Source organism: Candidatus Caccoplasma merdavium (assembly GCA_018715595.1).
Lineage (GTDB): Bacteria > Bacteroidota > Bacteroidia > Bacteroidales > UBA11471 > Caccoplasma > Caccoplasma merdavium.
Map to the genome: position 1 here is coordinate 145,394 of DVLI01000019.1, position 9,593 is coordinate 154,986.

The following is a 9,593-nucleotide window of genomic DNA, read 5'->3' on the forward strand; positions in this document are numbered from 1 at the left end:
TATTCAGGTCTGATGAAAAAAAGAAGCTCTTTGCGATTCCTCTTTGGGGTCGTGGCCGTGGTGGCGGGAAGTCTCCTGTCGGCTTCGGCACAGCATACGGCGGGTGAAAAACATCTCTCCCGGCCTTTGCCCGAACAGTGGGCCGAAGACAGCCTGTTTGTGCAGCAGTTGCCGGTTACCGGCCGTTGGTGGCTCAATCTCGACGATACGTTGCTCGACTCCCTCATCACGGTGGCGTTTGCCAACAGTCCCGACCTGAAAACCCTCTTTTACAGGGTGCAGTCGGCACAGGCGGCTCTGCGTATGAAGCAGAGTGCCTACTATCCCTCGTTGCAGGCAAATTTCGGCTGGAACAAAAACCAGACCAGTGGCCGGGTGTCCGATGCGGGAACGCAGGCGCGCGAACAGTTTTTCTCGGGGGCCCTCACCACCTCTTGGGAGATAGACCTTTTCGGTTCCACGACTTTGCAGGTGCGTTCGCAGAAGGCTCAATATCGCATATCGATGGAGACCTACAACGCCGCATTGGTATCGTTGGCCGCGCAGGTGGCCTCGGCCTATGCCCAGTTGCGAGTATGGCAGCAACAGGAGGGGGTGGCCCGTCGGAATATCAGTTCACAGAAATCGATTCTCGAAATGACCGAGGTACGCTACCAAACGGGACTGGCTTCGCAACTCGATGTGGCACAAGCCCGTTCGGTCTATTTCAGCACCCTTGCCACCGTGCCTTCCATCGAAGCCGGGATAACCGTGCAAATCAATGTCCTGGCTTTGCTGGTCGGAACCCACCCTACGGCCTTGATTCCGGTACTGGAAAAAGAACGTCCCATTCCCGATTTCCGCACGATAGTCCCCGTGGGTGTCCCGGCCAACCTGTTGCGGCAACGTCCCGACATACGGGCTGCCGAGCAGTCGGTCGTGGCGTCCGCCGCATTGGTGGGCGCTTCCCGGTCCGACTATCTGCCCCGTTTGGTGTTGAACGGCTCGATAGGTTTTGCGGCGCGGAACATGAGCGAATTTTTCGACCACCGGAGCCTCACTTACTCCATTGCTCCCTCGCTCACATGGACCCTTTTCCAAGGACGCCAATACACCCAGGCCAGCCGGCAGGCGAGAGCCGAGTGGCAGGCCAGCATCGAGCAGTACAATCTGGCCGTGCTGACGGCGGTGCAGGAAGTCGACAACGCGATGGCCTATTACAAGGGAGCCGTCAAGCAGTTGGGGGTGCTCTACGATCTTGTGGAGCAGGGTAAAATCACCCTCACCCTTTCTCTCGACCTTTACAAGCGGGGCCTTTCTACGTTCCAGAATGTCCTCGATGCGCAACGCTCCTTGCTCGATTACCAGAACGGACTGGTGTCGGCGCAGGGGATAGCGCTCTCGGCGGTCATCGACCTTTACCGGGCTTTGGGCGGAGGTTGGGACAATACCTCGGAATAGTTGTGTTGAATGGCAATATAAATAAGAAGTGTGATGATGTTTCGGAGTTTATACATTTCCCTTTTGGCTGCGGCACTCTCCCTGCAAGCGTGTCGGGAGAAGCCGTCGGCTACTCCCGTGGCGGTGCCCGACATAACGGTGGCATATCCGCAGCAGCGTTCGGTTACTTTGTATAAGGAGTATCCCGGCTACATATCGGCCTGGAATGCGGTCGATGTCGTGGCGAGGGTGTCGGGCTATTTGTTGGAAAGCTATCCGGTATCGGGTGCTGTTGTAAACAAGGGCGACTTGCTCTATGTGATAGAGCCCACCCAATACGAAGATGCCGTGAAACAGGCCGAGGCGGGAGTCCTCGACGCTCGTGCCACACTCGATTATGCCCAGAACAATTACACCCGCATGAAGGAGGCGCGCAGCAGCAACGCCGTGAGTGAGATAGACCTGATACAGGCTCGCTCCAACATGCAGATAGCCGAGGCCGCGCTGTCGAATGCCGAGGCCGCATTGAACACGGCACGGACCAATCTGAGCTATTGTTATATACATGCGCCTTACTCCGGACATATCTCCCTGACGGCCTATTCCGAGGGCGGATACATTGCGGGGCAATCTTCTCCGGCTCGCATGTCGACCATCTATCAGGATTCGGCCGTGTATGCCTATTTCTCGATAGAAGACGCACTATATCTGAAAATCGTCGAGAACCTGCGCAAGACCCAGCCCACAGCCGCCGACCGCCGGGTGATGGTTTATACTCGGGAAAACGCCGAACCCTATTCGGGCACGGTCGATTATCTGGCGCCCAACATCAATCTCTCTACCGGGACGATTACGTTGCGCGCCGCGGTAAGAAACCCCCGCGGGGAATTGAAAGACGGCCTTTATGTAACTGTGCGCATCAAGTCCGATTATAAAGAAAATGCCCTTCTTGTCCCGAGCCTTTCCATCGGAACCGACCAACTCGGGAAGTACCTCTATGTTGTGGGTGCCGACGACAAGGTCAGGTATCGGCATATCGAAACCTCCGGCACGGTCGACGATACCCTGACCATCGTGGAAAATGGTTTGCGGCCCGACGAACGCTTCGTGACCCGGGCTTTGCTGAAAGTGCGTGAGGGCATGACCGTGCGTCCGGTGCTTGCACCGTAATTATAAATTGACAAGATATGTTTTCAAAATTCTTTATCGACCGTCCTGTTTTTGCTACGGTACTGGCACTCCTCATGGTGCTGGCCGGGATTGTGTCGCTCGAAGTCCTGCCCGTGGCGCAATTTCCCGATATCACTCCGCCCACGGTACAGGTGTCGGCGGTATATCCCGGTGCGAGTGCCGCGACGGTGGCCCAGTCGGTGGGAACGGTTATCGAGGAGCAGGTAAACGGGGTCGACGGCATGATATACATGAGCTCGACCTCCTCTTCATCGGGCAGCTACACCTTGACGGTCACGTTTGAGGTGGGTACCGACATCGACATGGCTACCGTCTTGGTGCAGAACCGGGTGGCGATAGCCGAAGGCAACTTGCCCGAAGCGGTGGTGGAACAGGGCATTACCACGCGCAAGCAATCGACCGACATCGTGTTGTTGCTGGCTCTTGAATCCGATTCGACGCTGTACGACGGGTTGTACCTCTCCAATTATGCGCAGCTCCACTTTACCGATGCGTTGTCGCGTCTGCCCGGTGTGGGCAGCGTGAAGGTGTTCGGTGCTGGGAGTTACAGCATGCGGGTATGGCTCAATCCCGAGCTGATGCGTATGCGCGGGGTTACGCCCTCCGATGTCTTTGCGGCCATACAGGCACAGAATGTCGAGGTCTCGGCCGGGACGGTCGGCAGTCAGCCGATCGACGAGCCGGTCGATTTCCAGTTCACCCTCACGGCACGAGGTCTGCTCACGACTGCCGAGGATTTTGGCAATTTGGTCATAAAGGTTTTGCCCGAAGGAAATTATCTGCGTCTGCGCGACATTGCCCGAATCGACCTCGGCAGCCAGACCTACAACGTCGCATCTACCCAAAACGGCCGGAAGTCGGCTTCGATGGCGGTGTATCAGTCGCCCGGTTCCAATGCGTTGAGTGTCTCCAAGCTTGTCAGGGAAGAGATGGACAAGTTGACCGGGAATCTGCCGGCCGGTGTGCATTATGAGGTGGTTCTCGACACGACCGATTATGTGTCGGCTTCGGTCGATGAGGTGTTGAAGACATTTGTCGAAACGACACTTTTGGTCATATTGGTCATTCTGCTGTTCCTGCAAAACGGTCGGGCTGTCATCATACCATCGCTCACCATACCCGTTTCTCTGGTAACAACCTTTGCGGTCATGCACCTGTTTGGTTTCTCCATCAACATGCTGACCCTCTTCGGGCTGGTGTTGGCCATTGCCATCGTGGTCGACGATGCCATCGTGGTGGTTGAGAATACGACCCGCCTGCTCGATACCGGAAGGTATTCGACCCGTGAGGCGGTTATCCGGGCCATGGGCGAGATTACCGGACCGGTCATCGGGGTCGTGCTGGTGCTGATGGCGGTGTTTATCCCCACGGCTTTTGTGGCCGGCGTTACCGGCGAGCTCTACAAGCAGTTTGCCCTTACCATTGCGGCCGCGACATTTTTCAGCGGGCTCAATTCGCTGACCCTCACGCCGGCTCTCTGCGCCCTCTTCCTGCGACCGTCGGCTCCGACCCGGAATTTGGTCTATCGGGCTTTTGACAAGGGGTATAATCGTCTCGTGTCGGTATATACGTCGCTCGCCTCATGGCTCATACGGCGTCCGGTGTCGACGGCCGTGCTGTTTCTCCTCTTCTCGACCGCTGCGTTGCTGCTCTTTTGGCGGTGGCCCACTTCGTTTATTCCCGAGGAGGACCAAGGTTATTTTGTGGTGTCGGTGCAGTTGCCTCCGGCATCGAGCCTCCAACGCACCGAAGCGGTTGCGGCTCGGGTGGGAGCGTTATTGTCCGACTATCCCGAAGTGGTTTATTATACGGCCATCAATGGCTTTTCCTTGATACAGGGTGGCGAAAACTCCAATACCTCCACCTTTTTTGTGATTTTACAGAATTGGAACTTGCGCAAAGGGAAAGGAAGAAGCGTGTTCGATATTATCGCCGACTTCAACCGTCGCGTGCAGTCGGTCGAAGAGGCGGTCGTCTATGCGGTGAACCCTCCCGCCATTCCGGGACTGGGGGTGAGCGGCGGTCTGGCCTTGGAGCTGCAAGATCGGAATAACTTGGGAACGAACGAACTCGAAAATGCGGTCGATGCCTTGTTGGCGGCTACCTCAGAAACTCCTCAACTGGCTTCAATGAACAGTGCTTTCCAGGGAAACTCTCCCCAGTATTTCCTCCATATCGACCGCGACAAGGCCAAGATGCAGGGCTTGAAGATCGATGACATTTTCACGACTCTTTCGCTCTATTTGGGTTCGGCATATGTCAATGACTTTGTCGATTTCGGACGTGTTTATCAGGTGAAAATCGGGGCTGCTGCCGATAGCCGCGCCCGCATCGACGATGTGTTGAGGCTGAGCGTGCGCAATGCCGCGGGCGATATGGTGCCCTTTTCGTCGTTTACCACGATAGAAGAACGGCTGGGTCTGTCGACCGTGTCGCGTTACAACATGTATTCGGCGGCGGCCATTACGGCGGTTACCGCACAAGGATACAGTTCGCAGCAGGGTATCGATGCCGTGGAACGGCTCATCGACCGTGTGCTGGGTGACAATTTCGGTTATGAATGGACGGGAACCACCTATCAGGAGACGCAGGCCGGCGCGTCGATAAGTCTCATTTTCTTGTTGGCCCTGCTGGTGGTGTGGCTGGTGCTCTCGGCGCAGTATGAGAGTTGGACCACTCCGGTGGCCGTCCTGCTGGGTCTCCCGTTTGCCCTTCTCGGCGTTGTTGCCGGTTGCTTCCTTATGGGGCTGTCGGTGAGCATATACACGCAGATAGGCGTTGTCCTTCTCATTGCCCTGTCGGCCAAGAATGCCATTCTCATCGTCGAGTTTGCCCGCGATTACAGGGCGCAGGGCGAGTCGATAGAGCAGGCTGCCATCGAGGCCGGCCGGGTGCGTCTGCGGCCTATCCTCATGACCTCGCTCGCTTTTGTGTTGGGCGTGATGCCCTTGATTTTTGCTTCCGGTGCCGGAGCCGCAAGCCGCATCGCCTTGGGAACGGCGGTCGTCTTCGGCATGGCGGTGAACATGATATTGGGTACGTTGTTTATTCCCTGTTTTTATTGCCTGATGCAGCGCCTCGAAGAGCGGCTGTTCCGGCCGAAAAAGCAACGGCCGCCCGAGAGGAATACCTTGCCACAAGTTTAAGGAAATGGTATTCTGCGGCCCTTCTTGTTGATGTTACCAAGAACAAGCGGGCCTGAGCATTGCGCTCAGGCCCGCTTGTGTGTCGAATGGCCGATGATTCTATTCGTTGTAAGAGGGCAGGGGCGAGTAGTCGCGCGAGTAGCGGAGCATCTGCTCGGCATATCCCTCGTTGTACGATACGGTGATGTCGGTAATGTTGCCCTCGTTGTCGTAGACGGGGGTGTAGACCGGATTGACAAAGCCTTTGTAGGGCTTGATGCCCAAGTGGGTGTAGCGGTCGAGCACTTCGGCGTGCAGTTCGGGGTCGACTTTTACGCCGTAGGTTTCGACGAGGTTTTTCCCGGCCTCGTAGTCTCCGGTCGATTTGATGCGTTGTACCTCGGCCAGCAGTTCGCCGATGAGTGTGCGCATCTTTTCGTAGTCATTCACCACGACGTAGGTCTTTCCGTCGCGTTTTTTCAGTTCGAGTACCTTGTCGTCGGCACCCTTCTCCATAATCCAGCGGGCAATGAGCTGGCGGTTGCGCATGTGCGATTCCTCGATGTTCTTACCGGGAACGATGCGGGTGAGCTGTGTCATCAGGCCGTTCATCATGTAGCGGTAATATTCGGCTTTGTAGGCTTCGGCATCGGGGAGAAGTCCCAATTCGATGAGTTTGGCATCGGCCAGGAAATAGAGCGCGAAGAGGTCGGCACGGGTCTCTTCGAGTGTCGAGCTGTATGAACGCATGGCTTCGGGATTGGTGCCCGGTAGGAGTTTGCCCGAGCCGTGTCCGAGGCATTCGTGCAGGTCGGTATGGAGGTTGTCGACCAGGAATCCGTATTTCTCGACCAGTTTTCGTTCGGTGTCGCTCCACATGAATTCCTGGTTGAAGCCATTGCCTTGGGCGGCCTTGTCGTAGGCCGATGTGATGTTTTCGATGGTTACCGATTTCGAGCCGTGGATATGTCTTATCCAGTCGGCGTTGGGCAGGTTCACGCCGATGGGGGTCGACGGGTAGCAGTCGCCGGCGAGAATGGCGGCGGTGATGACTTTGGCCGAGACGCCTTTTACCTCTTCTTTCTTGAATGCCGTGTCGGTGGGCGAGTTGTCTTCGAACCACTGTGCGTTGGCGCTGATGATTTCGGTGCGGTGCGAGGCTTCAAGGTCTTTGAAGTTGACAATCGACTCCCAGCTGCCTTTCAACCCGATGGGGTCGCCGTAGACTTCGATGAATCCGTTGACGAAGTCGATGCGCGAGTCGAGGTCGGTCACCCACTGAATCGAGTATTCGTCGAAGGTTTTGAGGTCGCCGGTGCGGTAATAGTCGATGAGCAGGTCGATGACTTGGCGTTGCTTGTCGTTCTCGGCCACGGTCGAGGCTTTTTCGAGCCAGTAGACGATTTTTTCGATGGCCGCGCCGTAGTGGCCGCCTACACGGTTCACCTCTTCATAGATTTTCCCGTTGCGTTTTACCAGGCGGCTGTTGAGCCCGAACGAGGGGGGCATGGTGTCGCCGGGGGTCTTCATGGCATCGTAGAAAGCCTCGGCTTCGGCTTGTGTCACGCCGTCGTAGTAGTTGCTGGCCGATGTGGCGATGAGGTCTTCGCCGGCGGTGAGGTTCACGCGCTTGGCGAGGGTGTCGGGGTTGAAGATGACCGGGCAGATGTTTGCCAACAGTTCATCGGTGGTTCCGCCCTCTTGGAGGGGCAGGCTCTCGGCCGGCAGGGCGCGCACGGCCTCTTCGAAGAAGCTCTGGCTGAACTCGGGCGTGAATTTGTCGGTCGAGTAGTGGTGGTGGATACCGTTGGCAAACCACACTTGTTTCAGGTATTTCTCCAATGCCTTGAAGTCGGCACTTTCTTTGTCGCCTGCGTATTGGGTGTAGACGGCTTCGAGGGTGCGGCGTATGGGCAGGTTCCATTTGCCGTTTTGGTCGAAGAGTATGTCGCGTCCTTGCAGGGCGGCTTCGGTGAGGTAGTAGACGAGTTCTTTTTGTTGGAGCGAGAGCTCTTCAAAGCCCGGTACCCGGTAGCGGAGTATTTCGAGGTCGGCAAACTGCTCGACCGAGTAGTTGAACGCTTCGGCGTTTGACCGGTCGTCGTTTTTATCGGCACAGGCCGAAAGGAGGGTGGCTGTTATCATAGCGCAAAAGATTTTTTTCATCGTTCGGTGGTATTGGGGGTGAAACGGTTATTCGACATAGAGAACCAGCCCTTTCAGGTATTCGCCTTCGGGGTGGTAGATGTTTACGGGGTGGTCGGCCGGTTGGGTAAGCTGGTGCAGAATGCGCACTTTGCGACGGGCTTGTGCGGCGGCGCTGAATACGGCCAGGCGGAAATCATTCTTGCTCACCACCTGCGAGCAGGAGAAAGTGAAGAGCAGTCCGCCCGGTTGTATCTTTTCGAGCGCCAGGGCGTTGAGCTTGCGGTAGCCCTGCAAGGCATTGTGCAGCACCTTTTTGTGCTTGGCAAAAGCCGGCGGGTCGAGCACGATGAGATTGTAGCGGTCGCCCATCTGTTCGAGAAATTTGAAAGCGTCTTCGGCAAAAGCCTTGTGCCGCTCGTCGCCGGGGAAATTGAGCTCGACGTTTTTATTGGTCAGGTCGATGGCTTTCGACGAACTGTCGACCGAGTGCACCAGTCGGGCTCCACCCCGCATGGCTGCGAAGGAGAAGCCTCCGGTGTAACAGAACATGTTGAGTACCGTGCGGTCGCGGGAGTAGCGTTCGAGCAGGGCGCGGTTTTCGCGTTGGTCGACGAAGAATCCCGTCTTTTGGCCTTTCAACCAGTCGACGTAGAATTTCAATCCCCGTTCGGTGGCGATGTTTCCGCAGTCGCTGCCCACGAGATATTCATTGGTGGGGTCGAGCTGGGCCTTGTAGGGAAGTGTGGCCTCGGACTTGTAGAAGACGCTCTGTATCGTGTCGCCCATGACCTCCTGTAAAGCCCGGGCCAGCAGGTGGCGGGCATAGTGCATGCCCGGCGAATGGGCCTGCAAGACGGCGGTCTTGTCATAGATGTCGATAATCAGTCCCGGCAGGTAGTCTCCTTCGCCGTGTACGAGCCGGTAGGTGTTGTTGTAACCTTCCTCGATGAGCCCTACGCTGCGGCGCACGTCATAGGCCGCACGCAGTCGGTTCTTGAAAAATTCAAGGTCGATTTCTTCTCGGTCGAACGTGAGTATTCTCACCGTGATGCTGCCTATTTGGTAATGGCCCAGGGCGATAAATTCGCCTCGGCTGTCGCATACTTCCACCACGTCGCCCTCCTCGGGTTGTGCCGTCATGCTCTGTATGGCACCCGAGAATACCCACGGGTGGAATCGTTGCAGCGACTCTTCTTTACCGGGTTTCAGTTTGACTTGAACGTATTTCATGTTGGGTGTTTAAAAGAAAAATCGTATTACATCGTTGAGGTTGGCGTAAATCAACAGGGCAAACAACAGAACCATACCCGTGATTTGTGCATATTCCATAAATTTCTCGTTCGGCTTGCGACGGGCAATGACCTCATAGAGGAGGAAGAGCACATGTCCGCCGTCGAGAGCGGGAATGGGAAGTATGTTCATGAACGCCAGTATGATGGAGAGGAATGCCGTCATTTCCCAGAAGGCTTCCCAGTTCCATGTCGAAGGGAAGATGCTGCCGATGGTGCCGAAGCCTCCCAAACTGTTGGCGCCCTCTTTGGTAAACACATATTTGAAGTCGCCTACATAGCCGGCCAAGGTGTTGAATCCTTTCTTGATGCCTTTGGGTATCGATTCGAAAAATCCGTAGTAGATGGTTTCGGTGGGATAGAATACCGATGCCGGTACCAGCGATATGCCGATTTGGCCTTTGTCGTTGACGGCGACAGG

6 protein-coding genes are annotated in these 9,593 nt (G+C 56.2%); 3 read left to right on the plus strand and 3 right to left on the minus strand.

Going from position 1 to position 9,593, the window contains the following annotated elements; genetic code table 11:
• Nucleotides 1-12 precede the first annotated feature (12 nt).
• The 3 genes from IAD09_06660 to IAD09_06670 are packed head-to-tail and all read left to right on the plus strand — an operon-like array spanning nt 13 to nt 5,756.
• A complete protein-coding gene (locus IAD09_06660) occupies nt 13-1,440 on the plus strand; it encodes a TolC family protein (GenBank protein ID HIT81902.1) in 1,428 nt (475 codons plus the stop codon).
• 33 nt (nt 1,441-1,473) lie between these two features.
• Nucleotides 1,474-2,589: an efflux RND transporter periplasmic adaptor subunit gene (locus IAD09_06665; protein ID HIT81903.1), complete on the plus strand. Its 1,116-nt coding sequence runs from the start codon at nt 1,474-1,476 to the stop codon at nt 2,587-2,589.
• 17 nt (nt 2,590-2,606) lie between these two features.
• A complete protein-coding gene (locus IAD09_06670; GenBank protein ID HIT81904.1) occupies nt 2,607-5,756 on the plus strand; it encodes a multidrug efflux RND transporter permease subunit in 3,150 nt (1,049 codons plus the stop codon).
• A gap of 99 nt (nt 5,757-5,855) precedes the next feature.
• Here the strand turns inward: IAD09_06670 and IAD09_06675 are convergent, their stop codons facing one another.
• The 3 genes from IAD09_06675 to IAD09_06685 all read right to left on the minus strand — a co-directional run.
• Nucleotides 5,856-7,901, minus strand: a complete 2,046-nt coding sequence (locus tag IAD09_06675; protein ID HIT81905.1) for a dihydrofolate reductase — start codon at nt 7,899-7,901, stop codon at nt 5,856-5,858.
• 27 nt (nt 7,902-7,928) lie between these two features.
• Nucleotides 7,929-9,113, minus strand: a complete 1,185-nt coding sequence (locus IAD09_06680) for a class I SAM-dependent rRNA methyltransferase (GenBank protein ID HIT81906.1) — start codon at nt 9,111-9,113, stop codon at nt 7,929-7,931.
• Between the two features lie 9 nt (nt 9,114-9,122).
• On the minus strand, nt 9,123-9,593 hold a 471-nt coding region (locus tag IAD09_06685; protein ID HIT81907.1), incomplete at its 5' end, for a site-2 protease family protein.

Excerpts from the sequence above, each read along its gene's own strand:
- IAD09_06680 (HIT81906.1), bottom strand. The coding sequence starts at position 9,113 with ATGAAATACGTTCAAGTCAAACTGAAACCCGGTAAAGAAGAGTCGCTG.
- IAD09_06665 (HIT81903.1), top strand. The coding sequence starts at position 1,474 with ATGATGTTTCGGAGTTTATACATTTCCCTTTTGGCTGCGGCACTCTCC.
- IAD09_06675 (HIT81905.1), bottom strand. The coding sequence starts at position 7,901 with ATGAAAAAAATCTTTTGCGCTATGATAACAGCCACCCTCCTTTCGGCC.
- IAD09_06670 (HIT81904.1), top strand. The coding sequence starts at position 2,607 with ATGTTTTCAAAATTCTTTATCGACCGTCCTGTTTTTGCTACGGTACTG.
- IAD09_06660 (HIT81902.1), top strand. The coding sequence starts at position 13 with ATGAAAAAAAGAAGCTCTTTGCGATTCCTCTTTGGGGTCGTGGCCGTG.